Origin of the sequence: Rhodococcus sp. WAY2 (assembly GCF_009859915.1) — a bacterium.
Classification (GTDB): Bacteria; Actinomycetota; Actinomycetes; order Mycobacteriales; family Mycobacteriaceae; genus Rhodococcus_F; species Rhodococcus_F oxybenzonivorans.
The window spans coordinates 1625474-1651665 of sequence record NZ_CP046572.1 but is presented as its reverse complement, the minus strand read 5'-3'; the positions used below and the strand labels follow the sequence as shown (position 1 = coordinate 1651665).

Here is a 26192-nt window from a genome sequence, read left to right as displayed (position 1 = left end):
CGGGTCAGAGGATCAGCGCATGGCGCAGACCTGGCCCGTGTGGAGGTTGAACGCGAGCGACAGGGCACCGACGCAGTCGACGCCGTTCGCGTCGGAGGTCGCGCCCGACCCCCAGCCGGCGATCGCCACGGTGGTGGTGCCGTCAGCCGCCCCGGACCGCGCGATGCCGCCGCCCAGCGACACGGCGTACGCCTGACCCGAACCCGTCGACGCGCCCAGAGATGTTCCGAACCCGTTGGCGTAGGTGGTGGTGGAGCCGTGCCCGTTGGCGACGCTCACCGCGGTCCCGCTCTCCATGGCCGTCGCCCGCGCGACACCGGCCTCGGTCGCCTTGGCACCACAGCTCGCCGTGTCCGACACCTGGATGTCGTTGACGGACGGCGGGGAGACACAGGTGACAGGGGCGGCACCGGCGACACCGGCACCGGCCACCGAGAGTCCCGCCGCGACACCCAGACCGACGACCATCGCCGCTCCCGCACGCGCCAGCCGGCGGCCGAACAAAGAAGAGATGCGGGTACGAGTGGCCGAGGCGGTGGAGGTGGCGGGCGTGGAGACAGCGAGCATGGAAGCTCCTTCTGGGAACGTCTAATTGGAGGATTCGCCGCGAGACTACCCGCTCCCGGCCGGTTAGTCCCGGACCGTGTTTCAGGCGAGTCCGTCGAGCAGCTCGGGGAGCTGAGCGACCGAGTCGATGACGTGGTCTGGGCGCTGCACAGCGAGGTCCAGAATCGACTGCCGGAACTTGCCGGTACGTACCAGCGCACCGGTCAGGCCTACCCGTTGTGCGGCGAGGACGTCCCCCGTCAGATCGTCACCGACCATGACGGCCGCTTCGGGGTCGGTGCCCATGAGCTCGGTTGCGGTGAGGAAGGCGGCCAGCGAGGGCTTGCCGACCGAAACGACGTTCGTTCCGGCAATTTCTTCCAGGCCCGGAAGGTACGCGCCGGTGTCGATGCACAGTCCGTCCCTGGTTGCCCACGTCGTCCCCCGATGCATGGCCACCACCGGAACCTCGTCGAGCATCAACTCGACCACCCGGCTGAGCGCACGATGGGTGAATTCGGGGCCTGCGCCACCGAGCACGACGACCTGCGGATCGTCCTCGTCGAGTTCGATGCCGGCGAGGTCGGGCGTGATGTCACCATTGTTGAGCACCCAGGCCCGCGCGCCCGGGTAGGTGGTGCGGAGGTACTCGGCGGTCAGGCGAGCGGCAGTGACGATCTCGCCGGGCTCTGTGTCGATACCCGCGTTCCGCAGCGCGCCCGCTATCTCGTCACACGTCCGCGACGTTGTATTCGTGAGATACGCACACGCAAGTCCCCGATCCCGCACCTCGCGCACGGCGTCGGCCGCGCCGTCGATCGGATGCCAAGAAGTAACCAGAACTCCGTCTATATCGAACAGGATTCCCTCGACCGCAGTCATGGGGTCGAGCCTATCCGGGCGACCGCTGGGCGTGACAGACCACAACGGGGCAGGGAGCGTGGTGCACGAGGTTCTGGCTGACCGATCCGAGCAGGGCACCGAGCACCTTGCCCCGGCCGTGGCTGCCCACCACGAGCAATTGCGCGGCAGAGGCGTGCCGGATCAGGACATCGGCAGGTGCGCCCTCGGTGGTTGTCCCGGTCACCTGCACGTCGGGGTAGTCCCCGGCCCAGGTGGCGAGGCAGTCGGAGACGACGGCCCGCTCCGCTTCTTCGTACGCCGCCCAATCCACGTATTTCGACGCGTGTGCGAGCCCGTGCCGCCTCTCGCTGCTCCAGGCGTGCACGACCTCGAGTCCGACGCCGAACGCCGAGGCGAGGGCGAACGCCTGGCGGACGGCGAGTTCGCTGACGCCACTGCCGTCCACACCGACGACGATCGGGCGCAGGTCCGGTGAGGGGGCTTCGCGTGCACCCCGGAACACGGCCACCGGGCACTGCGCGGAGTTGATCGTGCGCAGTACCGTCGAACCGAGCAGGTAATCCGTGATGGCACCCGCACCCTGCGCGCCGACAACCACCATCCGGGCGGCGCGTGACAACTCGATCAGGTGGGCGGCTGCGGTCCCGGTCCGCAGGTCTGTCTCGACGGGAAGTCCGGGGTGCTCTTCCAGCACGGCCGTGCGGGTGGTGTCCAGCATCGCGTTTCCGTCTTCCCGAAGTTCCTGGATGAACTGCGCGTCGATCATCATTGCGGTGCCGTTGTAGAACGTCGCCCCGTCCGGGTAGGTATGCGCGAGCAGGAGCGGGGCACCGAGCCGGACTGCGGTCGCCGCGGCCCAGCGCGCCGCGTCGAGAGCAGGCCGTGATCCGTCGACACCGACCACCACCGGTGGGCCCGCGTATTCACTCATGTATCTCTCCCTCTATGGTTCGAGAACTGCTGCACCGCTGAACTTTCCGTCCGCGAGATCGCGCAGCGCCCGATCTGCGTGGTCGAGCGGATAGGGATGGGTGTCGACCCTCAATCGATGGTCCGCCGCGAATCGGAGGAACGCGACGGAATCTGCCCGGGTGTTGGCGGTGACGCTGCGGACCTGCCGCTCCCGGAACAGATGCTTCTGGTAGTCGAGCCGCGGAATGTCTGTCAGATGGATGCCCGCGACGGCGAGCGTGCCACCGTCGGCGAGCGCCTCCAACGCCGTGGGCACCAAGTCTCCGGCGGGTGCGAACAGGATCGCCGAGTCGAGCGGTTCCGGTGGGGTGTCGCGCACCCCTTGCACCGACGCCGCGCCGAGTTCCTCGGCAAGTGCCCGTGCCTGCGCGCCTCGCGTCATGACGTGCACGCGGACGCCACGGGCGAGCGCAACCTGGGCGGTGAGGTGAGCGCTGCCCCCGAAGCCGTAGATGCCCAAGGCGCCGCCGTCCGGCACCTCGGCCCGTATCAGGGCCCGGTAACCGATGATCCCGGCGCACGGGAGTGGTGCGAGCTCGGCGTCCGGATAGCCGTCCGGGAGTTGCAGCGCGTAGTCGGCGGGCACCGTCGTGAATTCCGCGTATCCACCGTCCGCGTCCCACCCCGTGTAGCGCGACTGCCGGCAGAGATTCTCGAGGCCGCGACCGCACGCCGGGCACCGACCACAGGTGTGGCGCAGCCAGGCGACACCGACGCGATCTCCGGCGGCATAGGCCCCGGAGACGGAGTCGCCCACTGCGACAACCTCTCCCACCACTTCGTGACCGGGAACGACCTGCGGTCGGTGCGCGGGAAGATCACCCTCGGCGATATGTAGGTCGGTTCGGCACACCCCACAGGCCAGTACCTTGACCAGCAATTCACCCGGCTCGGGCTCGGGGAGCGCTTCGATGTCCCACTGCAGCGGAGTGCCCGCGATCGGTCCGGGGCTGACGGCGCGCCACGCACCCATCGTCCGGATTCCGCGTCGCGTCGCCGCCATACCCACAGGATGCCCGCGGCGCGGCGCCGACACCACGAAATCCGCAGTGTCGCGACCGCACGCCGCGCCGGGATGGTTGCCTACAGCCGCATCGGCCCCGGTCAGCCCGGGCTCTGCGTATGCTTGCCCCCCGCCGGCGGAGAAACGGGCGAGTCCGTGGGCGCCGGCGTGGGAGTGGGAGCCGGCGTGGGTGCTGTGGCTTCGACGGGCGGCGCACCGGTGGTGGGCGCGGTGGCCGTGCTGGTGTCGGTGTCGCGGTGGGTGGCCTTCTTCGCCAGCTCACCTACCTTGTGCTGCACGTGCGGGGCCTTCTCCTTCACCGCCTCGGTCGCGCCGCTCACCTTCTCCTGCACACTGGGGTTGTGCCAGACTTCGAGGGATTGATCCCTCATCTTCTCGTAAGTCTGCCTGCCGGACCGGGTGCCCAGGACGAAACCCACGGCCGCCCCCGCTGCAAAAATTAACGCTCTCTCCATGACCTCTCCTGACTGTTGTGCGACAAACGTGTACGAATCACCGTCGGAATGTCCTGCTACACAGCTATGCCCTCAGCGCCCGAGCCCAAACTTCCTCCACGACGGACGACCCTTCGGCCGCGCCGGATGAAACACCTCTCGTCGGAACCAATCGAGTCGGTCCCGGCCAACTAGGCTCCGAGAATGGACCTGCGCGGTGAAGACCTGTTCACGGTTGCGGGGTCTCTGGCCGAGCTGATCGGCGCCCCGATCACGATCGAGGACGAGAACTCGACGGTGCTCGCGTATTCGAGTGGTGAGCAGGCGGTGGACGAAGCGCGAATCGGCACCATCCTGGGCCGGCAGGTGCCGGGACGGTACCGGCAGTTGCTCACCGAGGCCGGTGTGTTCGAACGCCTTCACCACGACACCGACGTCATCTATGTCGATCTGCACGTTCCCGACATGCGACCGCGGGCGGCGATCGCGGTGCGTGACGGCGGTCGCCCGGTGGGGTCCATCTGGGCAGCCGTCACCGCCTTTCCGACGCCGGAACAGGAAGCGATCCTCCGGTCCGCCGTACCGGTCGTGGCCGAACATATCGCCGCGCAACGCGAACGGGTCGATGTCACACGACGATTGCAGGTCGACCGGGTCCGTGCCCTCCTGACCGGCGGCGAGCCCGCTTTCCGGGCCGCCGACGACCTGCGGTGGAGCGGTCCGATGACGGTTGCCGCGGCGGCCCCGGTCACGCTCGGCTCGTCGCTGCCGTCCGGTCTGCTGGCTTCCCTCGGTCTCTACCTGGACACGCTGGCCGTCGAATCCGTCGCAGCCCAACTCGACGACACCATTTATGTGGTGATCGCCGCCGGGGAGAAGGAGGTTCGCCGTCTCGCCGAGAATTTCCTCGGACGTGCGCGCAGTGGACATGCCTTCGTCGTCGCGGTCGGGCGCGGGGTCGACACGGCAGGACAGGCGCATCTGTCGCGCGGTGACGCCGACCGGATACTCGCGGCGCTGCAACACGCCTCCCACGGCGGTGTCGTCGGAACCATGCGCGACACGCTGGCGTCGGTCCTCGCGCTGCGCGTGGCCGACATCTTCGACGGGTTGGGCACGCTCACCCCGCTGGCCGCCCTCCTTGCGCACGACGAGCAGCACGGCACCGACCTCGTGGCCACGGCACGCGCGTTCCTGGACCATGGCGGCGACGTGGCCGACGCCGCCGCAGCCCTGCACGTCCACCCCAACACCCTGCGCAACCGGCTCCGGCGCTGCGTCGAGTCGTGCGGCGTGGACCTCTCCGACGCGGACACCCGACTCGTCCTGATGCTGCATTTGAAACTGCGCGGACTGCGCGGGCACTGAGCCGTGGACCCACCCTGGCCGATTGCACAACGTGGACGGTCCGGCACTGGCCGAACGGCTACTCCCCCCGCGTGATCGTCGATCGATGATGGACACATGAGCACAACTGCGCGCCCGGAGCATGTCGCGATCGTCGGAGCCGGTGTCATCGGCCTGTCCACTGCCTGGTTCCTACAGGAGCGTGGGGTCCGCGTCACCGTCGTCGACCGGGAAGGTGTTGCGGCCGACGCCTCGTGGGGAAATGCAGGGTGGCTCGCTCCTGCCCTCACCCTCCCGCTCCCGGAGCCCGCCGTCCTGAAGTACGGCCTACGCGCGATGCTGAATCCCTCCTCCCCCGTGTATGTTCCGTTCACCACCGACCTCCGCCTCCTCCGTTTCCTCGTCGGTTTCGCCCGGCACTGCACTCCCGCACGATGGGCGGAGGCGATGAAGGTCTTCGCCGAAGTGAACCGGATTTCCCTGGGCGCCTACGACCAACTCGCCGAGGGCGGCGTCGCCGAACACACCCACCTCGCCGACCCCTTCCTCACTGCGTTCACGTCGGACGCGGACCGGGAAGTGCTCGTCGACGAGTTCCGCCACGTGGAGGCGATCGGTGGCGAGGTCGAGTTCGACCGGCTCGATACCGACGAGATTCACTCCCTGGAACCGAGTCTCGGGGAGGGCGTGCACTGCGGTCTCCGCCTGCGGAACCAGCGCTTCATCGATCCGCCGCGGTTCGTGCATTCTCTCGCCGACGCCGTCCGCGCGCGGGGTGGCGACATCGTCTCCGGATTCGACGTCACCGCGGTCCAGGACCGTGGCGCGTCCGGCGTTCGGCTCGCCTCTGCCCGCGGAGATTCGGTGTCGGCCGATGCGGTCGTGATCGCGAACGGCGCCCGGCTGGGCACACTGGCACGTCCCTTCGGCGTCCGGGCACTGGTCCAGGCCGGCCGTGGCTACAGTTTCAGCGTCCAGCCACAGCAGATGCCCAAGAATCCCGTGTACTTCCCCACTCAGCGGGTGGCGTGCACCCCGTTGCACGACCGCTTCCGTGTCGCCGGAATGATGGAATTCCGGAGTCCCGACGCACCGCTCGATCCCCGACGGGTCCAGGCCATCATCGATGCCGCGACACCCCTGTTCACCGGTATCGACTGGAATGCCCGCCAGGAGGAATGGGTGGGTTCACGGCCGTGCACCACCGATGGGCTGCCCCTCGTCGGGGCCACCCGCTCGCCTCGCGTACACGTTGCCGGCGGCCACGGAATGTGGGGAATCGCGCTCGGCCCACTCACGGGCCGCCTGGTGGCCCAGTCGATGACGGGGGGCGAGCCGTCCGCGGTGTTGCGGCATTTCGACCCTCTACGCTGAGCCCGTCCTTCGTCTCAGGCCAATGCGCCGACCACCGCCTCGGCGCGGGCCAGGAGGGTGCCCGACGACGCGAGCGCCACCACCGCGTCGATCTCGGGGGCCAGGTACCGGTCGGTTCCGGGTCCGGCGACGTGCTCCCGGATCGCGTCGCGTACGGCACCCGTTGCAGGCGAAGGCTCGAGCGGCGCACGGAGGTCGAGTCCCCGTGCGGCAGTCAGTGCCTCGACCGCGAGGACCCTGGTGAGCCCGTCGAGGGCGCGGCGAAGTTTGCGGGCCGCCGACCACCCCATCGACACGTGATCCTCCTGCATCGCCGACGACGGAATCGAGTCGACACTCGCAGGCGCGGCCAGGCGCTTGAGTTCGGACACGATCGCGGCCTGCGTGTACTGGGCGATCATGTGGCCGCTGTCGACGCCGGGGTCGTCGGCGAGGAACGGGGGCAGCCCGTGGTTGCGGGCGACGTCGAGAAATCGGTCGGTGCGGCGCTCGCTCATGCTCGCCACGTCCGCGACCACGATCGCCAGGAAATCCAGGACGTAGCCGAGTGGGGCTCCGTGGAAGTTGCCGTTCGACTCGACGCGGCCGTCCGCGGTCACCACAGGGTTGTCGACGGCGCTCGCGAGTTCCCGCGCCGCGACCTGCTGGGCGTGGGCGAGGGTGTCGCGCGCGGCGCCGGCGACCTGGGGGGCGCAGCGCAACGAGTAGGCGTCCTGGACCACCGTGCACCCGGGCCCCGCGTGGCTGCGCACGATCTCGGAGCCGGCCAGCAGCCGAGTCATGTTCTCGGCCGCCGCGGCCTGCCCGGGATGCGGCCGCAGCGACTGCAGGTCGGCGGCGAAGACCCTGTCCGTGCCGAGCAGACCCTCGACGCTCATCGCTGCCGTGATGTCGGCCAGACGCAGCAGGTGACGCAGGTCTTCGCAGGCCAGCAGCAGCATGCCCAGCATGCCGTCGGTGCCGTTGACGAGGGCAAGGCCCTCCTTCTCCTCCAGCGACACCGGTGCGATTCCGGCGACCCGCAGCGCGTCGGCGGCGGGGGTAGGACAGCCCTCGGCGTTCCGTATGGTGCCCTCACCGATCACGGCGAGGGCTACATGTGCCAGCGGCGCCAGATCGCCCGAACAACCCAGGCTCCCGTACTCGTACACCACCGGAGTCAGACCCGCCGATAGCAGGTTCGCGTACACCTGCGCGACCTCCGGCCGAACGCCGGTGTGGCCTGTGGCGAGAGTCGAGAGCCGCAACAACATCAGCGCACGCACCACCTCGCGTTCCACCTCCGGCCCGTTGCCGGCGGCGTGGGAACGGATCAGGCTGCGCTGCAGCTGCGCGCGCTTGTCGACCGGAATATGACGGATCGCGAGGGCACCGAACCCCGTCGAGACGCCGTACACCGGTTTCGGATCCTCGGCGAGAGCCTCGATCCACCGACGACTTTTCGCCATGGTGGACAGAGCCTCTTCGGAGATCCGCACCGGGGCGCCGAGCCTGGCCACCCGGACCACTTCTTCGGCGGACACCGGGCCGACACCGACGACGACAGGCTCTTCGGTACCCACAGTCCCAGTGTCCACCCCGGCGCGGGGTGTAGGTCGGGAAATGCGGGGTGCCAACGGCGATTACACGTCGCCGCGCAGAACTTCTTCGATTTCGCGTGGCGTCATGAGACGTTCGAGTTTTTCACTCGGCCACGAGGACGGACGTCCTTGCAATCGGGCAGATTCGAGTAGAGGGAGAGGGCTGCGGTCCCGCCGCAGGATCGAATGAACATTCACGACGATCACTTCCGAACACCGACTCGACGACGTGCCAATGCGCTGGCACCGAACCATTGCACTGATTTTTCTATCGCTCATCGTGCCTCGTGAGTTACACAGTTTCGGTGAGGCGCGCGGAGCGAAGCGACAACCTGTCCGGAGCGAAGCGACAACCTGTCCGGAGCGAAGCGACAACCTGTCCGGAGCGAAGCGACAACCTGTCCGGAGCGAAGCGGCGAGCCCATCGGGGTACAAAGAAGTGACCTGCCGCACATCCTCGTTCTCCGAGCGCCTACGATGACGGCAAAGTAGTTGTAACTACCCGTACCACCTTCCCTGACTGGAGACAGCCGATGGCAAACACCCTCGAAGCAAGCATCGAAATCGACGCGACCCCGCAGGATGTGTGGGCGGTGGTGTCTGACCTGAAGCGGATGGGCGAGTGGAGCCCGCAGTGCCGCACGATGCGCGTCCTGGGCGGTGTGGTCGAAGAAGGCACGAAGACGATCAACATCAACCGCAAGGGCATGCTCGTGTGGCCGACCACCTCGAAGGTCGTCAATTTCCAGCCGAACAAGTCGATCGCCTTCCGCGTCGTCGAGAACCGCACCATCTGGTCGTACGAACTCCAGCCCACCGCCGGCGGAACCAAGGTCATCGAACGCCGGGAGGCGCCGACCGGAACGACCAAGGTGTCGCAATTCCTGATCAAGACCGTGCTGGGTGGCAACGACGACTTCGAGGTCGAACTGATCGAGGGTATGAACACCACCCTGGCCCGTATCAAGGCAGCCGCCGAAGCGAAGTAGCCCGCTTGACTCTCGACCTGGTCGAGCCTTCACCGTGAACCGCATGGAGAACTCGGATGACGTGATGGCGCAGATCGGTCGAGGCCAGGAACTCGCGACAGCAGGCGACGCCGAGGGCGCCCGACATCTCTTCGCCGAGGTGTGGGGCGCCCTCGAGGCGTCTCCCGAGGGCACTCGCGATCCCCTTCACATCGTGACCCTCGCCCACTACATGGCCGACGTTCAGATCGACCCCGCAGAGGAACTGCGCTGGGATCTGCGTGCGCTCGAGGCCGCGGACACGCTGACGGATGATCGCGCGCAACGGCACGACGCCTCACTGCAGGTGGCGGCGTTCTACCCTTCGCTGCACCTCAACGTCGCGGCGGCCCATCTCGCGCTGGGGCATGTCCCGGAAGCCCGCTTTCACCTCGACCGGGCCGCCGAGGAATCCCACCACCTCGCCGAAGACGGCTACGGCCGCACCGTTCGCGGTGCCATCGCGCGGTTGCGTCGCCGCATCGACGAGACCGCACCTGTCATACCCCTCGGCAAAAGTGAACGCCGTGCTGAGCATCGGTGAGCTGTCGCGGGCGTCCGGCCTGTCGGTCAGTGCGCTGCGGTTCTACGACAAGGCAGGCGTGTTGGCACCGCACACTGTCGACCCGCACAGCAGCTACCGTCGGTACACCGACCAGCAGGTCGACGCGGCCGTTCTCCTCGCTGCGATGCGGCGTGTCGGGATGCCGGTGAAGGAGATGACGGCGGTGCTGTCCGGTACCGATCCGCACGCTCTGCTCGACCAGCACCTGTGCAGACTCGAGCAGGGCCTTGCCGATGCACGACGCGAGCTGACCCGGATACACCGTCTCGTGGACGGGCGCGTGGAGCGAGGAGGCACCGTCGTAGTCGATGCCGATGACCTCGCCGATGCTGTTGCATCGGTCCGGTTCGCCGTCGACCCGAAGTCCGAGTTTCCGGCGTTGCGCGGAATCCATCTCGAGACCGACGGTGACGTGCTGCGGCTCGTCGCCACCGACCGCTACCGGCTGGCGGTCGCCGAGATCGCCGCAGTGCACTCGCCGCAGAAATCCATCGCGGTCACAGTTCCTTCGACGTTCCTGACGGACGCTGCACCCCGACTGCGCCGACATGGGCAGGTTGCCGTCACCGTGGACGCACGCACCGTCACGCTGCGCTGTGGGGAGGAAGAGTTCGTGAGCGAGGCACTGGATGGAGTGTTCCCCGATCATCGCAGTCTGTCGAGTGCGGTTCCCGGAACCGAAGCGACGATCTCGGCGACCGAACTGCGGGCAGTCCTTGCCGGGAGGGGCGAGCGGGTGGACCTCGGCGTCCTCGACTCTGGTTCCATCGTGGTCGGCGCGCAGCAACGTGGTTTTGCCGATCCCTGCCGAGACCGGCCGGTGCTCTTCCACGTACAGGTGAACGCGGGTTTTCTCCTCGACGCGGTCGCCGCCCTCCCCGGCGATCAGCTGACGTTCCGCTTCGGCGGCCCCATCGCACCGCTCGCCATCCGTCCGCGGTCCGTTTCCTCCTCCGCCTCGGTGAGTGCGTACTCTCTCCTGATGCCGTTACAGCCGGCCGCGCTCACGTAACCTGTGAGGGCGCCGCAACGGCAGGTAGCCGTCCCGCCCGACACAGTTAGAGGAGCCCGTGGCCCGTAAGCCCAGACCACCCGGAACCGCGCAGACCTCAGGGATCGGCCACTTCGTCGATCTCGCCCGGGGAGCCGTCCCACCGCTTCATCCGGCCGGACTGCCCTTCGTTCTCGCACCGCTCGGTGTGGCCCTACTCGGCCGCAACCGCAAGTGGGTCCGGCGTGGTGCGCTGACCTCTGCCGCGGCGTGCGCCGCGTTCTTCCGGCATCCGCACCGTGTTCCGCCCAACCGGGTGGGCGTAGCGGTCGCGCCTGCCGACGGTGAAGTCGCACTCGTCGACACCGCCGTGCCGCCGGCCGAACTCGACATGGGTTCCGAGCCCCTGCCCCGGGTCAGCATCTTCCTGTCCGTGCTCGACGTCCACGTCCAGCGCAGTCCCGTCGGCGGAGTGGTGCAGAAAGTCGTGCACCGGTCGGGTCAATTCCTGTCCGCCGACCTTGCCGATGCCAGCGAGGTGAACGAACGCAACAGCATGCTGCTGCACACCTCGGACGGCCACGACGTCGCAGTGGTGCAGATCGCCGGCCTGCTGGCCCGGCGAATCGTGTGTGACGCCGCGGTCGGCGACACCCTCCCCATCGGTGACACCTACGGTCTGATCCGGTTCGGCTCCCGCGTCGACACCTACTTCCCTGCGGGCACCACCTTGCTGGTGGAGCGTGGCCAGCGGACGATCGGTGCCGAAACCGTCATCGCTCAACTGCCGTGATCGCCAGTACGAAGCAGCGGAGAGGGAGACCACGGCAAGCGGTGCGCTTGCTGCCGAGTGTCGTCACGATTCTCGCGTTGTGTGGTGGGCTGTCCGCGGTGAAGTTCGCGCTCGACGGCGATCTCGGGACCGCGCTGGCAATGATCGGTGCCGCCGCGGTGCTCGACTCCCTCGACGGGCGGATCGCCCGGCTCCTCGACGCCACCAGCAAAATGGGTGCCGAGCTCGATTCGCTGGCCGACTCCATCTCGTTCGGTGTCGCCCCGGCCCTCGTGCTGTACGTCACCCTGCTGGACGGGCAGAGTTTCGGCTGGATCATCGCGCTCATCTATGCAGTGAGCATCGTGCTGCGGCTCGCCCGCTTCAACACTCTGCTCGACGACGACGATATGCCCGGTTACGCCAGCGAGTACTTCGTCGGCGTCCCGGCACCCGCGGGAGCCTTGGTAGCGCTCACGCCCTTGGCGGCGGCAGCGCAGTGGGGCGATGGCTGGTGGTCGTCGTATCCGGTCGTCGTGGCGTGGACGGTGTTCTCCGCGGCCCTGATCGTCAGCCGCATTCCGACTCTGGCGCTCAAGACCGTGTCCGTGCCGCCTCGCATGGCAGCAGGTCTGCTGGTGCTGGTGGCGCTCGCAGCGGCAGCGTTGGTCACGTATCCGTTCATTCTGTTGATGGCCCTCGTCGCCGTGTACCTGGCGCACATTCCGTTCGCCGTCCGCTCGCAGCGGTGGGTGGCGGCGCGGCCGGAGACCTGGGAGATCAAACCGGCCGAACGGCGAGCCATCCGGCGACAGCCCGACACCCGCGGACGGCGCTCCGCGGCGCGGCTCGGGTTGCGCCGTCCACGAGCCCGATAGTGCACTCGCGCACGTAGGCTCGACGCGTGACCTCACCGGAACTCGCGCTCACAGTCCGACTGAACACTTCGGCCGCGGACACGCGACGCGGCGTCATACGGCTGCATCCGGAAGCGCTCGCCGCGCTCGGTCTCCGCGAGTGGGACGCGATCGCGTTGGTCGGGGCGCGCCGGACGGCAGCGGTGGCGGGTATCGCGCCGGCCGGAACGCCCACGGGCACCGCGCTGCTCGACGACGTGACGATGTCGAATGCCGGCCTCACCGAGAACGCGACCGTCGTCGTGACGCCGGTGACCGTGTACGGCGGAAGAGCGGTCACGGTCAGCGGCTCAAATCTGGCGGTCACCTCGATCTCGGATGTCACCCTGCGGCAAGCCCTCCTGGGGAAGGTCCTCAGCGTGGGTGACGCGGTGTCCCTGCTCCCCCGCGACCTCGGCCCCGGGACCAGCACAGCGCCCGCAACCCAGGCCCTGTCCCGGACCTTCGGCGTCGCATGGACGTCGGAACTGCTCACCGTCACCGGGGTGGACCCGGCGGGCGGCCCGGTGAGTGTGCAACCCAACACCGCGGTCGGGTGGGGTGCGGGAACGCGCACCGCGGTCTCGTCCGCACCGGCGCGCCTGTCGGCGACGGTGACCGAATCCCAGTCCGTCCCACCCCTGCCCGTCGAGGACCTCGTCGGGGCGCAGACCCAGGCCGCCAAACTGACCGAGTGGCTGGGACTCGCGCTCGACGAACCCGAACTGCTCCGCAAGCTCGGGGCGTCGCCTCACCTGGGTGTCCTCGTGACCGGGCCGGGTGGCGTCGGTAAAGCCACCTTGGCCCGCTCCGTGCTGGCGTCGCGGCGCGTCGTCGAACTCGACGGCCCCAGCGTCGGCGCCCTCGAAGCCGGTGCACGACTGCAACGGGCCACAGCAGCAGTCGACGCGATCAGCGGCGGCGGGGTGCTACTCATCACCGACATCGACACCCTGCTGCCCGCGACTCCGGAACCCGTCTCCGCCCTGATCCTCGACCAACTCCGCCGTGCCGTCGACACTGCCGGTGTCGCATTCGTCGCGACCACCGCTCATCCGGAATCGACCGACACCCGGCTGCGCGGCCAGGAACTGTGCGACCGCGAACTCGCCCTGACATTGCCCGACGGCGCCACCCGAAGAGCCCTGCTCGAACTGCTGCTGCGCAAGGTGCCCACCGACGGGATCGCCCTCGATGCCATCGCGGCCAGGTCGCCGGGATTCGTGGTGGCCGATCTCGCAGCACTGTGCCGGGAAGCAGCGTTGCGGGCTGCCTCTCGCGCCACCAAATCACCGGCCGACCCGGCTCTGACCCAGGAGGATCTGCTCGGCGCCCTCGACGTGATCCGCCCCTTGTCGAGGTCGGGAAGCGAGGAGCTGGCCATCGGCAGCCTCACTCTCGACGACGTCGGCGACATGGTCGAAACCAAGCAGTCCCTCACCGAGGCGGTGCTGTGGCCGTTGCAGCATCCGGATTCGTTTGCACGCCTCGGTGTCGACCCTCCGCGCGGAGTCCTGCTGTACGGACCTCCCGGCTGCGGCAAGACCTACCTTGTTCGGGCCCTTGCCAGTACGGGACACCTCAGCGTGCATGCCGTCAAGGGCGCAGAGCTGCTGGACAAGTGGGTGGGCGCGTCCGAGAAGGCGGTGCGCGAGTTGTTCCAGCGGGCCCGCGACTCGGCGCCGTCCCTCATCTTCCTCGACGAGATCGACGCGCTGGCCCCGCGCCGCGGTCAGAGTTCCGACTCCGGTGTCTCCGACCGCGTGGTGGCCTCGCTGCTGACCGAACTCGACGGCGTCGAGCCTCTGCGCGATGTCGTGGTGCTCGGCGCCACCAACCGACCCGACCTGATCGACCCCGCCTTACTGCGGCCCGGACGCCTCGAACGACTGGTGTTCGTGCCGCCGCCCGACGCGGAGGCGCGCAAGGCGATCCTGCGGACCGCGGGCAGTTCGGTCCCGCTCGCCGACGACGTCGACCTCGACGACCTGGCCGACAACCTCGACGGCTACTCGGCCGCCGACTGCTCGGCGCTCCTCCGCGAAGCCGCGCTCGCCGCGATGCGCCGGAGCATCGATGCCGCCGACGTCACCGCCGGCGACGTGGCCGCAGCACGCGAGAAGGTGCGCCCCTCGCTCGACCCCGAGCAAGTGGCGCACCTCAAGGCCTATGCGCTGTCGCGCCCGTGAGTACTTGTTAACCGCCCGCGGTTAACAAGTACTCACGGGTCAGGACCAGCGGCCGAGCAACGTCGCGGCGTGCGCGGCGAGGGCAGCTTGGAAGAACGGACCGAAGCTCACGCGTGCGACGCCGAGCGGCCCGAAGGATGCCGGGTCGTCCTGGTCGGGCAGGCCGATCGCGTTGACGGGCAGCGGAAGCTCCGAAGTGAGACGTTTCTGGGTGGCGTCATCGTGGCGGCCTACCGGGTACAGGACGTCGGCGCCGGCGTCGGCTGCGAGCTTCAGCCGGGAGATGGCACGGTCGACGCGATCGGCATCGTCACCGACCTTCTTGACGAACAGGTCGGTCCGCGCATTGACCACGACGTGCACGCCTGCGGCGTCGGCGGCCTGGCGTAGTTTCCCCACGAAGTCGGCGTGCTCCTGCGGCTCACGCAGCCGACCGCCTTCACTGTGGACGGTGTCCTCGATGTTCAGCCCCACGGCGCCGGCGCCGATCAAGCCGTCGATGAGGCGAGCTGGTTCCTCCCCGTAGCCGGATTCGATGTCCACCGAGATGGGCAGGTCGACGGCGGAGGTGATCTGGGCGATCCGATGCAGCAGCTCGTCGAAGGTGATTCCCTCGTTGTCGGGCTTGCCGATCGAGTCCGACACCGGATGGCTACCGACCGTGAGTGCTCGGAAACCCGCGGCGACAGCCAGATTCGCGGACCACGCATCCCATACCGTCGGCAGGATGACCGGGTTACCGGGCTGATGCAGCTGCAGCAGCGTTGTGGCCTTCTCGTGGATCGACGTCATGGGTGGGCTCCTCGCCTCGGAAAGTGTTGGACGGAGTCGTTCTCGGTACGCCTTCGTTGGCAACGCGAGGTGGGTGCCGTCCATTCCTCGCTGCTCGAGTACCGTGAGTGGATGGACTTCCGCGAACCCCTGTCGGCGGCGGCGGCCCTCGCCTCCGGCGCACTGGCCGGGTTCGTTCTCACCAATCCCCGCAATCGCGCGTGGGCCATTTATGCGTCGGATCGTGAGATCGACCGGTGGCTCAGCAGCCAGCCGACCGGTGTCGTGGTTGCCCTCGTCCTCGCCGTGATCGCTGTGGCCGGACTGCAGCGGTCGGGCTCACGCCGCGCCTCGTGGATCGTCGCCGCGGCGTGTGCACTCGTCCTGATCGCAACCCGCTCGGCGGTGGCCGGGGCAAGTGGTGTCGACACGCTGATCGCGTTGCACTTCGCGAAGACCGCGACCGCGGGGATTCTTCTCGGAGCCGCGGTCGCCGCAGTGTGGGGACGGTGGGGTCCGCAGCTGACGCTGACGCTCGGCGCGGCGGGAGCGTTCGTTCTCGCGAGCGTCGCGCGACTACCACGCGGTGACACCGAGTATCTCGAGCCGGCAAGCCGGAGTACGTCCGCGATCGGGGAACCACCGATGTGGTTGCTGATCGGGACGCTGGTACTGGCCCTCGTGTCGACCGCCCTCGCCCAGAAGCAGTTCCGGGTGCAGCGTCCCGAACGTCGAACCCTCCAGACGGCATTGGCCGCGGCACTGGCTCTCGCTCTCCTCAACCGGCTACTCGGCGCGTGGATCGACGACCACGAATTCGGTGAACCGCTGACGGTGTGGCTGATCATTGCCTTCTGCCTCGTGGTGGTGCTGGTGTGCACGGAGGTGTCCGCACGCTTGCTCCCCGGTGCCGACGGGCATTTCCTGCTGGCCGCCACGGCAGTCACCGCCGCGGCCATGCCCGTCCTCGACGACCTCCGGACCCCGCGCGTGACAACCCCCGCCTCCGCCGTCCTGATCGTCGGTGTCACAGCGTTGGCACTGGGCATCGCGGTCGCGGTCCGGGTTCCTCCGACGTTGCGACGACCGTACTGGGGGCTCGGGCTCGCCGCCCTCGTTCCCCTGACCACCGCCATACAACCCGAGTTCGGCAGTGACGCCGTCCTCCTTCTCGCCCGGCTCTTCGTCCTGTGCACCGGGATGGGTTTTGCGCTGGCAGCCGCGCTCCCCGCGTCGGCGCCGGTCGCGGTTCTGGGTCTGGCGTTGCCGTTCGCCTCGCTCGTCTTCGTGGCGGCAACCACCATCCCGGGCAGCCGGGTCGTGTATGCCGGCGCCCATGAACCGCTCGGCGCTGTGGCGGCGTTCACCCCCGACGGTCCCTCGCCCGCCTCGACGGCATCGGACCATCTCGCCGGGATCGCGATGCTGGCCGTCGTGGCGTACTGCGCCTACTCGATACGGTCGCGTCGCCTACCGCTGGAAACGACCGCACCGCTCACCTAGTCGAGCAGACCCAGCGACTGCAGCCGGCGAAACACCAGCATCGAACCGGGCGCGACGTCGGGCATCGCCGCGTACTCGTCGACCGTGAAGTACCGCAGTTCCGCGATCTCGCTCGTGGGCCGCGGCTCAGCGCTCAGTTCTGCAAGAAAGCACGTCATGTGCAGGGCGGTGCCTTCGGGATGCCCGTACGCCGGCGCTTCGAAGACTCCCAGTTGCTCGAGGGTGCCGTCCACGATTGCGGCGTCGAGTTCTTCCCGAATTTCCCGGTGCAGCGCCTCTTCGGCGTTCTCGCCGGGATCAATCTTGCCGCCGGCCATGTAGAACGCCGACTTTCCGACCGATCTCGTCTGCAGAAGCCGCCTCCGGCGGATGTGAGCGAGGGCTGCGGTTCGGATCTCGGCGGGCACGCCTCACAAGATAGAACAGCCCGCCGCGGCGTTGAAATGACGCAGCGTGACAGGCCCGCCCGTTTCGTCCGGTTTGCCGGGACTCGAGGCCGAAACCTGGAACCAGTAAGATGTACGTCGTAGACCAACTCGCTAGCTTCGCGAACGGTCTACACCGACTCGGTTCGCTGCGTTCCGACACCCCGCCGCCCGCTGACCAACGACGGAGTGCCTTTTGCTCGCTGTTCTGCTCGCCCATGCTGTCGCCGCCGTTCTGGCTCCGCTTGTGGTGCGCATGTTCGGCCGCAACGCTTTCTATCCGCTCGCGCTCGTCCCGCTGGTATCTCTCGGTTGGGTGATCGCGCACTGGGGGACGGTGCAGACCGTCGCACTCGAGTGGATCCCCGGCCTGTCGATGAACATCGACTTCTGGTTCGATCCCCTGGCCGCCATCATGTCGGTGCTCGTCCTCGGGATCGGCGCCCTGATCTTGATGTACTGCGCGCGGTATTTCACCGACGACGAGCCGCGGCTGGGTATTTTCGCCGCGCAGATGGTGGCGTTCGCCGGCGCAATGTTCGGGCTCGTCGCCAGCGACAACATGTTGTTGCTGTACACCTTCTGGGAGCTGACGACGGTCCTGTCGTTCCTGCTGGTCGGCCATTATGCCGAGCGCGCCTCGAGTCGCCGGGCCGCGACGCAGGCGCTGCTCGTCACCACCGCGGGTGGGCTGGCCATGCTCGTCGGCATCATCATCCTCGGCCAGGTCGGTGGCACGTACAACCTGTCGGAATTGATCGAGGTCGCACCCCGGGGCTGGCTCGCCGGTGTCGGCGTTGTGTTGGTCCTCATCGGTGCGCTGTCGAAATCCGCGATCGTCCCGTTGCATTTCTGGCTGCCCGGAGCGATGGCCGCCCCCACTCCGGTCAGCGGCTATCTGCACGCCGCCGCCATGGTGAAGGCCGGCATCTATCTGGTAGCCCGGCTGACCCCCGGCTTCGCCGACGCCGCCCCGTGGCGATTCACCATCGTCACGCTCGGGCTGCTGACGATGGTGCTGGCGGGGTGGCGTGCGCTGCGGGCCTTCGACCTCAAACTCGTCCTCGCGTTCGGCACCGTCAGTCAGCTCGGATTTCTCATGGTGCTCGTGGGTCTGGGTACGCGGGACGCCATGCTGGCGGGGCTGACCATGGTGGTCGCCCACGCGATGTTCAAGGCGGCGCTGTTCATGGTGGTCGGGATCATCGACCACTCCACCGGCACCCGGGACATCCGGAAACTGGGCCACCTGGGCGCCCGCGCACCGGCGCTGACGGTGTTCGCGGCCCTTGCCGCGGCCAGCATGGCCGGACTGCCGCCGTTCCTGGGTTTCGTCGGCAAGGAAGCAGCCTTCGACTCGTTGCTGAGCACCACGGCGCTCGCGGACCCCGCTCGCCTCGTGGCCGTGGCCGTGGTGGTGGTCGGATCGATTCTGACCTTCGCCTACAGCGTGCGGTTCATGTGGGGGGCATTCGGGCGCAAGCGGCTCGAGAATCCCACCGTTGCCGTGCAGAAAATGCACGCCCCCGGCCCGATGTTCCTGGCCGCGCCCGCGGTGCTCTCGGTGCTCGGTCTGGCCGCGGGTGTGGCGTCACCCCAACTCGAGAAGCTGCTGGTTCCGTACTCGCAGACTCTGCCTGCCGAGGGCGCTTCCGACTACCACCTCGCGCTGTGGCACGGCGTGAACACCGCCCTACTGTTGACGGTGGTCGTATTCGCCGTCGGCACCGCCCTGTTCGTTGCGCAACGGTGGGTCATCCGGTTGCGGTTCGAGCATCCACCGCTCGGCAACGCCGACCGCATCTACGACGCGACACTCCGCTTCATGGACGCCCTGTCGATGCGGCTGACCGGCGCCACCCAGCGCGGTTCGCTCCCCCGGACCCAGGCGATCATTCTCGCCACGCTCGTCGTGCTGCCGCTCGTTCTGCTGTTCACCGGCAGCCGCACCGACGCCGACCTCCGACTGTGGGACTCGCCGGTGCAGTTCGTGATCGGGCTGATGATGGTGGCGGCCGCGCTCGCGGCGACGGTGATGCGCAACCGGCTGGCCAGCGTCATCCTCGTCGGCCTCAGTGGATACGGCTGCGGTGTCCTGTTCGCGCTGCACGGCGCCCCGGACCTGGCACTGACCCAGTTCCTCGTCGAAACGCTGACTCTGGTGATCTTCGTGCTGGTGTTCCGCAAGCTTCCCGCCGAGGTCGACGAGAGCAGGGCGATCGGTTTCAAGCTGCCCCGGGCACTGCTCGCCGTCGCGGTCGGCGCCACCATCACCACGATCGGTGCCTACGCGATCAACGCCCGCAACACGGTGCCCATTCATGGGTTGCTTCCCGACGCCGCGTACTACATCGGAAACGGCAAGAATGTCGTGAACGTCCTACTCGTCGACATCCGAGCCTGGGACACGCTCGGTGAAATCTCGGTTCTGCTCGTCGCCGCGACGGGTGTCGCGAGTCTGGTGTTCCGCAATCGCCGCTTCGGCAGTGCGCCCCGCTTGTCGGACGCCCCTGCGGTCACCGTCGAACAGGCGTCCGCGCAGTCGGAGACGACCTGGCTGCTCGGTGGAGATCTCATCGATCCCCGACACCGTTCGCTGGTTCTCGAGGTGACCACCCGGCTGATCTTCCCGACGATCATGGTGCTGTCGGTGTACTTCTTCTTCTCCGGGCACAACGCACCCGGTGGCGGATTCGCCGGCGGTCTCACCGCGGGGCTCGCCCTTGTGTTGCGCTATCTCGCGGGCGGTCGGTACGAGCTGGGAGAAACGGTCCCGATCGACGCCGGCAAAATTCTCGGGCTGGGCCTCACACTCGCCGCGGGAACGGCCCTGGTGTCGTTGTTCCTCGGCGCACCCGTGCTGTCGTCCGCAGTGTTCGAGGTGACGGTCCCGCTGCTGGGACACATCAAGCTGGTCACCGCACTGTTCTTCGACCTGGGTGTGTACCTCATCGTGGTCGGTCTCGTCCTCGACGTGCTCCGCAGTCTCGGCGCACGTCTCGATGCACAGATCGAGGTGAACCAGAAATGAGTGCAAACATCGGATTCCTCGTCATCATCGGCGTCCTGGTGTCTGCAGGCGTCTACCTGCTCATCGAGCGCAGCATCACGCGCATGCTCCTGGGACTGCTGCTGTTCGGCAACGGGATCAATCTTCTGATCCTCACGTCGGGTGGCTCGGACGGCAATCCCCCGATCGTGGGCCGCGACTCCATCCACGAGTCGATGGCCGATCCCCTCGCGCAGGCCATGGTCCTCACCGCAATCGTCATCACCATGGGCATTGCGGCCTTCGTCCTGGCTCTCGCGTACCGGTCGTTCAAGATCACCACCGCCGACCTCGTCGAGAACGACCCCGAAGACACCCGGGTCCTGCTGCGGCGTTCGCCCTCGGAAGCCCCCGACCGCGACCGCTCCGACGACCCCGTCACCGGCGAGCCCAGTTTCACCGGTGACGCCTTCGACCGGAACGGTAATCCCATCCCCTTGGAAGCACTACGGAACCTCGAAGACCTCGAGGGTTACGAGGAGCTGCACACCGGCGATTTCGACGACGACGAAGACGACAAGGCCACGATCGGAAAGAAGCCGTGACCCTGTCCCCGCACCTCGTCACCACACTCGCGCCGCTGCCCGTTCTCGTGCCCATGCTCGCCGCCGCCGCGACCCTGGTACTCGGCCGGCGTCCCCGGGCCCAGCGGGTGATCACCCTCACCGCACTGATCGCCGTGCTGGTCGTGTCCGCGCTGCTCCTGTACCTCGCGGACCGCGACGGTACGACGGCGATTCAAGTGGGCGGCTGGGACTCCCCCATCGGCATCACCCTCGTCGTCGACCGTTTGTCCGCGATGATGCTCGTCGTCTCGTCGATCGTGCTGCTGGCCGTCATGGCATACGCGGTCGGTCAGGGCATCCGCGACGGAAGTGAAGACCAGCCCGTCTCGATCTTCCTGCCCACGTACCTGGCCCTCACGGCAGGAATATCCAACGCCTTCCTCGCCGGTGACCTGTTCAACCTGTATGTCGGTTTCGAGGTGTTGCTCGCGGCCAGCTTCGTCCTGCTGACTTTGGGAGCGAGCGCCGAGCGGGTCCGCGCGGGCGTGTCCTACGTGATGGTGTCGATGGTGTCGTCGCTGATCTTCCTGGCCGGCATTTCCTTCGCCTACGCGGCCACCGGCACCCTCAACCTCGCCGACATGGCCACCCGGCTCGACGGCATCCCGTCGGGCACGCGCACCGCCATCTTCTGTGTCCTGCTCGTGGCGTTCGGGATCAAGGCCGCGGTCTTCCCCCTTTCGACGTGGCTCCCCGACTCCTACCCGACCGCGCCGGCACCGGTCACGGCCGTCTTCGCGGGTCTGCTCACCAAGGTGGGTGTGTACGCGATCATCCGCGCACACACGCTGCTGTTCCCGGAGGGCGAACTCGACAACGTTCTGATGGTGTGCGGCCTGCTGACGATGCTCGTCGGCATCTTCGGTGCGATCGCGCAGAGCGACATCAAACGCCTGCTGTCCTTCACCCTGGTCAGTCACATCGGCTACATGGTGTTCGGTATCGCGCTGTCCACGCAGTCGGGACTTTCGGGTGCCATCTATTACGTGGCGCACCACATTCTCGTGCAGACCACGCTGTTCCTCGTCGTCGGTCTCATCGAACGACAGGCCGGGTCGTCGTCGCTGCGCCGGCTCGGCGGGCTCGCCGCCGCCAGCCCCGTCCTCGCCATCGTCTTCCTCGTCCCTGCGCTGAACCTCGGGGGCATCCCGCCGTTCTCCGGGTTCATCGGCAAAGTGGCCCTCCTGCAAGCAGGTTCCGCGGACGCCGGGGTACTGGCCTGGATCCTCGTCGGCGGCGGCACCCTCACCAGCCTGCTCACCCTGTACGTGGTGGCCCGCATCTGGACCAAGGCGTTCTGGCGGGCCCGCGCCGACGCCCCGGAAGGTGACCTCGCCGATGTCAGCCCGTCGGCACTGATCGACGAGTCCGAGGCCGACATCCCGTTCGACGACCGCGCCGACGTGGGGCGCATCCCCGCAATGATGTTGCTTCCCACGGTCGCGCTCGTCGGGGTCGGCCTGGCCATGACGGTCTTCGCCGGGCAGATCATCTCGATCAGCGACCGTGCCGCCACCGACCTGCAGGACCGCTCGATCTACATCACCGCCGTCCTGGGCGATCGCAGCGGGGCCGAAGCGCAGGAGGCGCCGCGATGAAACGCGAGAGATTTCTCCAACTCAGCGCACTGGTCTGGTTGACGGCCGTATGGATTCTCCTGTGGGGAAACCTCAGCATCGCCAACGTGGTCGGTGGAGCGGCGGTCGGTGTGCTGATCATGGTGCTCATGCCCCTGCCGGGGGTGCCGGTCCAGGGACGCGTGCACGTCCTGTCGCTTCTCCGGCTGGCCTGGAAATTCGTCTACTACTCGCTCGAATCGAGCCTGCAGATCGCCTGGCTGGCGGTACGCCCCGGTCCACCACCGGTCACCGGCGTTCTGCGGTACCAACTCGGAATCAAATCGGATCTGGTCCTAACCCTGTTCATCGACGTCGTGAATCTCATCCCGGGAACGATGGTGCTCGAGATCGATCAGGTTCGACGAATCGTGTACGTCCATGTACTCGACATGGGTTCGGCGAAGGCGGTCGGCCAGTTCTACCGCACGGTCGCGCAACTGGAACGCTTGTTCATCGCCGCCTTCGAGCGCGACTCCGAATGGAAGCCGAGTGCCTGGCACTTCGGTGACGAGCAGTACGAGGACCCCACTCCGAAGGGCACCACATGACAGTCGTCTCCGTCATATCCGGGATCGTTCTGGTGATCGCCGGCGTGCTGACCACCTTTCGGCTTCTCGACGGGCCCAACTCGCTGGACCGCCTCGTCGCCCTCGACACCCTGATCGCGCTCGCCATGTGTGGTCTCGCGGTGTGGGCCGCCTACACGGGCGACACCACGATCGTCCCTGCCATCGTCGCCCTGTCGCTGGTCGGCTTCATCGGCTCCGTGTCGGTGGCCCGCTTCCGAGTGAGTGACAAATGACCAGTCTCCTGAACTACATCGGCGCCGGTCTCATGCTGGCGGGCTCTCTTCTCGCGCTCACCGCGGCCATCGCCATCGTGCGTTTCCCCGACACTCTGCGGCGGATGCACGCCGCCACCAAACCGCAGGTGGTCGGACTGAACATGGTGCTGGTGGGCGCCGTAATCGAACTGCGGGGCAACGTCGACATCTGGATGTTGATCCTCGTCGGCGTCTTCACTCTCTTCACCGCGCCCGTCATCGCGCACAGCGTCGGCCGCGTCGCGTACCGGGAGCAACGCGATCAGGACGGGCTGATGATGATCAACGAGCTGGAGCCTCCAGAGCGGCCGTGACCACAGGCCGGGAGCCGACGGTGCCCCAGCGGTGCAGCGCGCTGTCCTCGCGGGCGAAGAAGGTCGCGTAGAACCCGAGAATCACAGCGGCGAGGACACCGATCACGATCGGTCCCGAGACCTCGGGGAAGCGGCCCATCGGCACAGCCAGATAGCGGTAGCTGAGCAGCAGTACGACGAGTGTGATCGTCCCGCCCCCGACGAGCCGAATCCGGAACCAGCCCCACCCCCGTTCGGGGTCCCGCAGGGCCGACTCGATGGTCAGGCAGAGCACGGCTCCCGCCACCAGGTCGACTCCGTAGTGATAGCCGAAGCCGAGCGTCGCGGTGAGAGTGCATACCAGCCAGAACGTGCCGCCGAGCCGAAGCCACCAGGTGCCGCCGCGCGAGTGGATGAACAGCGCGAGCGCCCAGGCAGTGTGCAGACTGGGCATGCAGTTGCGGGGTGTCACCGCATCGAACGCCATCGGCGCGGGGGTGAAGTCGGGAGTCGGAACGAAATTCGGCCAGTAGTTGCCGGCCTGGAAGCCCTGCCCGTCGGTGCCGAATGCGAAGATCGGCCCGACCACGGGGAAGAGAAGGTAGAAGATGGGCCCGACGAGGCCGATCAGCAGGAACGTGCGGACGAGATAGTGCGGGGGCCATCCGTTTCGCAGCTGATAGATCGCCACCGCGATCGCGGCGACCGGGAGTTCGATGTAGACCCAGTGCAGAACCCCGTAGCCGACCGAACCGAGCGCATCGACCAGCTGTCCCATGTGCCACGACGGGTTTCCCAGCGCATGGTCGGCGAGCTGCGCGTATTCGTCGAGAACCATCGGGCCGGCCATGATCGTGATCTGCAACCACGCATCGCCGAACTTGGTCGCGAGAATGAGCAGGGCACCGAGCGCCACCCCCTTCAGCGCGCTGTGCCGCTGCTCGCCGGTCCACCGGACCGCGGCGTAGACACCCACCGCGGTGAGGACCCACGTCGCACCGTTTCCGACGGTGAGAGGGCCTCCCGCCGCGTACCGCACAGCGGCAACGGACACATCGATGCCGGCCGCGGCCGATAGGGCCACGATCCGCTGCCGTGACGTGAGCCCGACCATCGCGAGCGCGAGCCCCGCCCAAGGGACGGACGCCGACTTCGGGGTCAGAACATAGTCACGGACCAGGCTTTCGAGTGGCCCCTGGAATCCCTGCGCCGACGCGAGCAACTGCACCGTCACCAGCGCAGCCACGACCCCCAGCACGCCACCGGCAACGAGCGTGGGGGACCGGTCGACGGACCTCCCCGGCCGTGCAACGGCTACTTCGTCGATCGACACCCGGCAAGTGTAAACAACACATGAACGGAAGGTGGACAAGCGTCCGACCCCGGTACCGCGGTGTCAGGTGCCCAGCTCCTTCACGAGAGCATCGACGACGGCCACCAGATCGCCCCCAGTCGCCTCCGCGACCTGGCGTTGGCGCTGATAGGAGGCCCCGCGGCGCGGGATATCGGCCACAGCCGCCAGTTCGTCCGCACACCCGATGCGCGCAGCGGTGGGTGCGAGCTTCTCGAGCAGATCGTTCAGGTCGTCGGTGACGAGCCTCTCGTTGCTGTCCGAGTCGAGGATGATCTCGGCGTCGAGCCCGTACCGCGCCGCCCGCCACTTGTTTTCCTTGACATGCCACGGCTGCAGGTTCGGCAGGTTCTCGCCGGCCTCGAAACGCCGGTCCAGATCGACGATCAGGCAATGCACGAGCGCCACGAGCGCACCGAGTTCGGCCCGGGTCGAAATTCCATCGAAAACCCGCACCTCGATGGTGCCCCAGCGCGGAGCCGGGCGGATGTCCCAGTGCATGCCGCCGATCTTGGTGATCACCCCGGTTTTCATCTGATCACTGATGAAGTCCTCGTACTGCGCCCAATTCGCGAACTGGTAGGGCAACCCCGCCGTGGGCAGCTGCTGAAACATCAGCGCACGGTTACTGGCGTACCCGGTGTTGACGCCCGCCCACATCGGTGACGACGCCGACAACGCCAGTAGATGCGGATAACGCTGCAGCAGAGCATTGAGAATCGGGAACACCTTCTGCGGTGACGACACACCGACGTGAACGTGCACACCCCAGATCAGCATCTGCCGCCCCCACCACTGCGTGCGTTCGATCAGCTCGTCGTAGTCGGGTGTGCGGGTGACCAACTGGGTGGACCACTGCGCGAACGGGTGGGTGCCGGCGCAGATCAGGTCGACACCCAAAGGGTTGGCGGCCCGCCGCAGCAGATCGAGCGACTCGTCGAGATCACTCATCGCCTCGCCGACGGTGGAGTGGATGCCGGTCACGAGTTCGACGGTGTTGCGCAGCAACTCCTTGGTGATGCGCGGATCCTCGGGGCCCGCCAGATTCGCCACCGCATCGAACACCTCGGCGGCGGTGTTGGAGAGATCGCGCGTGACCCTGTCGACCAGCGCGATCTCCCACTCGACACCCAGTGTCGGCCGCGGCGAACCGGGAAAGGGAACTACCACGATTCCGATCCAACCACAGGCCGCACGGTGCGGCAGTACACCGACATCCCGGCGTCAACCG

The 26192-nt window shown here is 67.6% G+C and carries 25 protein-coding genes; 15 read left to right on the top strand and 10 right to left on the bottom strand.

Annotated features, from left to right (window positions below):
• Positions 1–12: 12 nt before the first annotated feature.
• From GFS60_RS07680 to GFS60_RS07660, 5 genes are all read right to left on the bottom strand, one after another.
• Positions 13–567: a DUF6764 family protein gene (locus tag GFS60_RS07680; protein WP_159920154.1), complete on the bottom strand. Its 555-nt coding sequence runs from the start codon at positions 565–567 to the stop codon at positions 13–15.
• Between the two features lie 81 nt (positions 568–648).
• Complete coding sequence (locus GFS60_RS07675; RefSeq protein ID WP_159920152.1) at positions 649–1428, bottom strand: HAD-IIA family hydrolase; 780 nt, start codon at positions 1426–1428, stop codon at positions 649–651.
• A 10-nt stretch (positions 1429–1438) separates the two neighbouring features.
• Entirely contained in the window at positions 1439–2341 is a 903-nt protein-coding gene (locus GFS60_RS07670) for a universal stress protein (RefSeq protein ID WP_159920150.1), read from the bottom strand.
• Positions 2342–2353: 12 nt separating this feature from the next.
• Positions 2354–3355: a zinc-binding alcohol dehydrogenase family protein gene (locus GFS60_RS07665; protein ID WP_201453597.1), complete on the bottom strand. Its 1002-nt coding sequence runs from the start codon at positions 3353–3355 to the stop codon at positions 2354–2356.
• Between the two features lie 131 nt (positions 3356–3486).
• Entirely contained in the window at positions 3487–3861 is a 375-nt protein-coding gene (locus GFS60_RS07660) for a YtxH domain-containing protein (RefSeq protein ID WP_159920146.1), read from the bottom strand.
• 183 nt (positions 3862–4044) lie between these two features.
• Here GFS60_RS07660 and GFS60_RS07655 point away from each other — a divergent pair, with 183 nt between their 5' ends.
• A complete protein-coding gene (locus GFS60_RS07655) occupies positions 4045–5208 on the top strand; it encodes a PucR family transcriptional regulator (RefSeq protein ID WP_159920144.1) in 1164 nt (387 codons plus the stop codon).
• A gap of 96 nt (positions 5209–5304) precedes the next feature.
• On the top strand, positions 5305–6561 hold the full coding sequence (locus GFS60_RS07650) for an NAD(P)/FAD-dependent oxidoreductase (RefSeq protein ID WP_159920142.1): 1257 nt from the start codon (positions 5305–5307) through the stop codon (positions 6559–6561).
• Positions 6562–6575: 14 nt separating this feature from the next.
• Here GFS60_RS07650 and hutH read toward each other — a convergent pair whose 3' ends face one another.
• A complete protein-coding gene (gene hutH, locus GFS60_RS07645; protein ID WP_159920140.1) occupies positions 6576–8123 on the bottom strand; it encodes a histidine ammonia-lyase in 1548 nt (515 codons plus the stop codon).
• Positions 8124–8674: 551 nt separating this feature from the next.
• Here hutH and GFS60_RS07640 point away from each other — a divergent pair.
• From GFS60_RS07640 to GFS60_RS07615, 6 genes are read left to right on the top strand one after another with little or no spacing between them, the layout of a single operon-like run.
• Positions 8675–9130, top strand: coding sequence for an SRPBCC family protein (locus tag GFS60_RS07640; protein WP_159920138.1), 456 nt, complete (start codon positions 8675–8677; stop codon positions 9128–9130).
• Between the two features lie 43 nt (positions 9131–9173).
• Positions 9174–9692 (top strand): hypothetical protein, encoded by a 519-nt coding sequence (locus GFS60_RS07635; protein WP_284708582.1) that lies wholly within the window; start codon positions 9174–9176, stop codon positions 9690–9692.
• On the top strand, positions 9667–10725 hold the full coding sequence (locus GFS60_RS07630) for a DNA polymerase III subunit beta family protein (protein WP_201453520.1): 1059 nt from the start codon (positions 9667–9669) through the stop codon (positions 10723–10725). Before GFS60_RS07635 ends, GFS60_RS07630 begins: the two co-directional genes overlap by 26 nt.
• A gap of 58 nt (positions 10726–10783) precedes the next feature.
• Positions 10784–11497 (top strand): phosphatidylserine decarboxylase, encoded by a 714-nt coding sequence (locus GFS60_RS07625; RefSeq protein ID WP_159920134.1) that lies wholly within the window; start codon positions 10784–10786, stop codon positions 11495–11497.
• Positions 11494–12354 (top strand): CDP-diacylglycerol--serine O-phosphatidyltransferase, encoded by an 861-nt coding sequence (gene pssA / locus GFS60_RS07620; protein ID WP_109327683.1) that lies wholly within the window; start codon positions 11494–11496, stop codon positions 12352–12354. The genes GFS60_RS07625 and pssA overlap by 4 nt, the downstream gene beginning before the upstream one ends.
• 26 nt (positions 12355–12380) lie before the next feature.
• Positions 12381–14561 (top strand): AAA family ATPase, encoded by a 2181-nt coding sequence (locus GFS60_RS07615; RefSeq protein ID WP_159920132.1) that lies wholly within the window; start codon positions 12381–12383, stop codon positions 14559–14561.
• Between the two features lie 39 nt (positions 14562–14600).
• On the opposite strand, the gene GFS60_RS07610 is transcribed toward GFS60_RS07615, so the two are convergent.
• The gene (locus tag GFS60_RS07610; RefSeq protein WP_159920130.1) at positions 14601–15353 is read right to left on the bottom strand and encodes an isocitrate lyase/PEP mutase family protein; all 753 of its coding nucleotides are present in this window, start codon (positions 15351–15353) and stop codon (positions 14601–14603) included.
• A 111-nt stretch (positions 15354–15464) separates the two neighbouring features.
• Between GFS60_RS07610 and GFS60_RS07605 the strand changes: the two genes are divergently transcribed.
• Positions 15465–16835, top strand: a complete 1371-nt coding sequence (locus tag GFS60_RS07605) for a hypothetical protein (RefSeq protein WP_159920128.1) — start codon at positions 15465–15467, stop codon at positions 16833–16835.
• On the opposite strand, the gene GFS60_RS07600 is transcribed toward GFS60_RS07605, so the two are convergent.
• The gene (locus tag GFS60_RS07600) at positions 16832–17242 is read right to left on the bottom strand and encodes an NUDIX hydrolase (protein ID WP_159920126.1); all 411 of its coding nucleotides are present in this window, start codon (positions 17240–17242) and stop codon (positions 16832–16834) included. The genes GFS60_RS07605 and GFS60_RS07600 overlap by 4 nt on opposite strands.
• Positions 17243–17456: 214 nt before the next feature.
• On the opposite strand from GFS60_RS07600, the gene GFS60_RS07595 reads away from it, so the two are divergent.
• Genes GFS60_RS07595 through mnhG form a run of 6 tightly spaced genes read left to right on the top strand, consistent with a single transcriptional unit; the run spans position 17457 to position 23631 of the window.
• The gene (locus tag GFS60_RS07595) at positions 17457–20291 is read left to right on the top strand and encodes a Na+/H+ antiporter subunit A (RefSeq protein WP_159920124.1); all 2835 of its coding nucleotides are present in this window, start codon (positions 17457–17459) and stop codon (positions 20289–20291) included.
• Positions 20288–20854: a Na(+)/H(+) antiporter subunit C gene (locus GFS60_RS07590; protein WP_159920122.1), complete on the top strand. Its 567-nt coding sequence runs from the start codon at positions 20288–20290 to the stop codon at positions 20852–20854. Before GFS60_RS07595 ends, GFS60_RS07590 begins: the two co-directional genes overlap by 4 nt.
• Positions 20851–22473 carry a Na+/H+ antiporter subunit D gene (locus GFS60_RS07585; RefSeq protein WP_159920120.1) on the top strand — a complete coding sequence of 541 codons (1623 nt, stop codon included), beginning with the start codon at positions 20851–20853 and terminating at the stop codon, positions 22471–22473. The genes GFS60_RS07590 and GFS60_RS07585 overlap by 4 nt, the downstream gene beginning before the upstream one ends.
• Positions 22470–23042, top strand: coding sequence for a Na+/H+ antiporter subunit E (locus tag GFS60_RS07580; RefSeq protein WP_159920118.1), 573 nt, complete (start codon positions 22470–22472; stop codon positions 23040–23042). The genes GFS60_RS07585 and GFS60_RS07580 overlap by 4 nt, the downstream gene beginning before the upstream one ends.
• Positions 23039–23296: a monovalent cation/H+ antiporter complex subunit F gene (locus GFS60_RS07575; protein ID WP_109327667.1), complete on the top strand. Its 258-nt coding sequence runs from the start codon at positions 23039–23041 to the stop codon at positions 23294–23296. Before GFS60_RS07580 ends, GFS60_RS07575 begins: the two co-directional genes overlap by 4 nt.
• Positions 23293–23631: a monovalent cation/H(+) antiporter subunit G gene (gene mnhG, locus GFS60_RS07570; protein WP_159920116.1), complete on the top strand. Its 339-nt coding sequence runs from the start codon at positions 23293–23295 to the stop codon at positions 23629–23631. The genes GFS60_RS07575 and mnhG overlap by 4 nt, the downstream gene beginning before the upstream one ends.
• Here mnhG and GFS60_RS07565 read toward each other — a convergent pair.
• Positions 23600–24937: a phosphatase PAP2 family protein gene (locus GFS60_RS07565; RefSeq protein WP_236603483.1), complete on the bottom strand. Its 1338-nt coding sequence runs from the start codon at positions 24935–24937 to the stop codon at positions 23600–23602. The genes mnhG and GFS60_RS07565 overlap by 32 nt on opposite strands.
• 69 nt (positions 24938–25006) lie before the next feature.
• Entirely contained in the window at positions 25007–26131 is a 1125-nt protein-coding gene (locus GFS60_RS07560; protein ID WP_159920112.1) for a glutamate--cysteine ligase, read from the bottom strand.
• Positions 26132–26192: the final 61 nt, after the last annotated feature.

What these genes read in the sequence shown, in the direction of transcription:
- GFS60_RS07680 (WP_159920154.1), bottom strand. Translation starts at nt 567, where the DNA reads ATGCTCGCTGTCTCCACGCCCGCCACCTCCACCGCCTCGGCCACTCGT.
- GFS60_RS07675 (WP_159920152.1), bottom strand. Translation starts at nt 1,428, where the DNA reads ATGACTGCGGTCGAGGGAATCCTGTTCGATATAGACGGAGTTCTGGTT.
- GFS60_RS07670 (WP_159920150.1), bottom strand. Translation starts at nt 2,341, where the DNA reads ATGAGTGAATACGCGGGCCCACCGGTGGTGGTCGGTGTCGACGGATCA.
- GFS60_RS07665 (WP_201453597.1), bottom strand. Translation starts at nt 3,355, where the DNA reads ATGGGTGCGTGGCGCGCCGTCAGCCCCGGACCGATCGCGGGCACTCCG.
- GFS60_RS07660 (WP_159920146.1), bottom strand. Translation starts at nt 3,861, where the DNA reads ATGGAGAGAGCGTTAATTTTTGCAGCGGGGGCGGCCGTGGGTTTCGTC.
- GFS60_RS07655 (WP_159920144.1), top strand. Translation starts at nt 4,045, where the DNA reads ATGGACCTGCGCGGTGAAGACCTGTTCACGGTTGCGGGGTCTCTGGCC.
- GFS60_RS07650 (WP_159920142.1), top strand. Translation starts at nt 5,305, where the DNA reads ATGAGCACAACTGCGCGCCCGGAGCATGTCGCGATCGTCGGAGCCGGT.
- GFS60_RS07640 (WP_159920138.1), top strand. Translation starts at nt 8,675, where the DNA reads ATGGCAAACACCCTCGAAGCAAGCATCGAAATCGACGCGACCCCGCAG.
- GFS60_RS07635 (WP_284708582.1), top strand. Translation starts at nt 9,174, where the DNA reads ATGGAGAACTCGGATGACGTGATGGCGCAGATCGGTCGAGGCCAGGAA.
- GFS60_RS07610 (WP_159920130.1), bottom strand. Translation starts at nt 15,353, where the DNA reads ATGACGTCGATCCACGAGAAGGCCACAACGCTGCTGCAGCTGCATCAG.
- GFS60_RS07605 (WP_159920128.1), top strand. Translation starts at nt 15,465, where the DNA reads ATGGACTTCCGCGAACCCCTGTCGGCGGCGGCGGCCCTCGCCTCCGGC.
- GFS60_RS07590 (WP_159920122.1), top strand. Translation starts at nt 20,288, where the DNA reads ATGAGTGCAAACATCGGATTCCTCGTCATCATCGGCGTCCTGGTGTCT.
- GFS60_RS07580 (WP_159920118.1), top strand. Translation starts at nt 22,470, where the DNA reads ATGAAACGCGAGAGATTTCTCCAACTCAGCGCACTGGTCTGGTTGACG.
- GFS60_RS07575 (WP_109327667.1), top strand. Translation starts at nt 23,039, where the DNA reads ATGACAGTCGTCTCCGTCATATCCGGGATCGTTCTGGTGATCGCCGGC.
- mnhG (WP_159920116.1), top strand. Translation starts at nt 23,293, where the DNA reads ATGACCAGTCTCCTGAACTACATCGGCGCCGGTCTCATGCTGGCGGGC.